The following is a 1,000-nucleotide window of genomic DNA, read 5'->3' as shown; positions in this document are numbered from 1 at the left end:
TAATAATTTTACGCTTGTTTTCTTAAAGAGAATGACCTTTATCGCGTGAAAGATCTATACCAATAGCTTTAGCTTGCATTTTTTCGTAAAGCTTCCGCATTACCTTCATATTATCTCTTCGCACATCAATAATAGACTTTTCAATGTCTGTTAAACGAGATTTATCTAAATTTCCCAAACGCGTATAGTGAGATGCCATTGCTTGTCGTGCTTCGTCATAAGGTAAATCACCTTTGCGATTTTTGGGTAAATTATAAGCCTCATTGATCACTTGATATTTCTCAGGATTTTCTACAAACGCAACATGCTTCCTAATAGTATCAATCTCAGTCAATGCTGTTTTAAGGCTACTTATCATAGATTTACTATTTCCATACTTAACCAAATCATTTTCTACGATGTAACGCTCCTCCTCTAGAAGCAACAATAAATTCCCACTTTTACCAATATCGCGCATATGATTGTACAAATAATTTCGCGCACTTTGCAATTTTTTGGTAGTCAATGCAGCATTAGAAATTTGTGTACGTGCATCTTCTAACGCTATAATTCGTTTTATTTTATCAGAAATGATGACCTCCTATCATAACACCTTTGTCTAACCAATCTGGACCATATTCTTCATCCGCATTCTTGGTAGAAAATCCCATATCACGAATAAATTGTGCTCCATTATGATGCTTAAGATGTAAAAGTGTATGAGCAGGTAGTTCAACCATTGCTAGCCATTCCCATACAGTTTGATCATCATTAGCTTGCTCTGCTGCTTCTGCTTCAGAAAGATAGATACTATCCAAGCCTAAACCGCCTGCTCGTAATTCCTCGCGTTCAGCATCAGTCATATAACTTTTGGGTAATTTCTTTTCCATAGAAAACTCCTTTTGGTATACTTATTCATATTTAATTTAATAGTTGAATCTGGTCAATTAAAGTTCCTCTAATTCTTTAAAGAAAGCTGTCTTTTAAGCCTAAAATAAGTAGAACGAGAAACACCTGTTTT

2 protein-coding genes are annotated in these 1,000 nt (G+C 34.8%); both read right to left on the bottom strand.

Annotated features, from left to right (window positions below; translation table 11 throughout):
• Positions 1 to 22: 22 nt before the first annotated feature.
• Complete coding sequence (locus tag K3248_RS08540) at positions 23 to 358, bottom strand: HMG-box domain-containing protein (RefSeq protein ID WP_208441911.1); 336 nt, start codon at positions 356 to 358, stop codon at positions 23 to 25.
• A 205-nt stretch (positions 359 to 563) separates the two neighbouring features.
• A complete protein-coding gene (locus tag K3248_RS08535) occupies positions 564 to 869 on the bottom strand; it encodes a hypothetical protein (protein WP_208441908.1) in 306 nt (101 codons plus the stop codon).
• Between the last annotated feature and the right edge of the window lie 131 nt (positions 870 to 1,000).

Origin of the sequence: Bartonella raoultii, assembly GCF_019659805.1 — a bacterium.
In the GTDB taxonomy this organism is placed as follows: Bacteria; Pseudomonadota; Alphaproteobacteria; order Rhizobiales; family Rhizobiaceae; genus Bartonella; species Bartonella raoultii.
The sequence above is the reverse complement of the archived record's forward strand: the minus strand, read 5'-3'. Positions and strand labels throughout refer to the sequence as shown.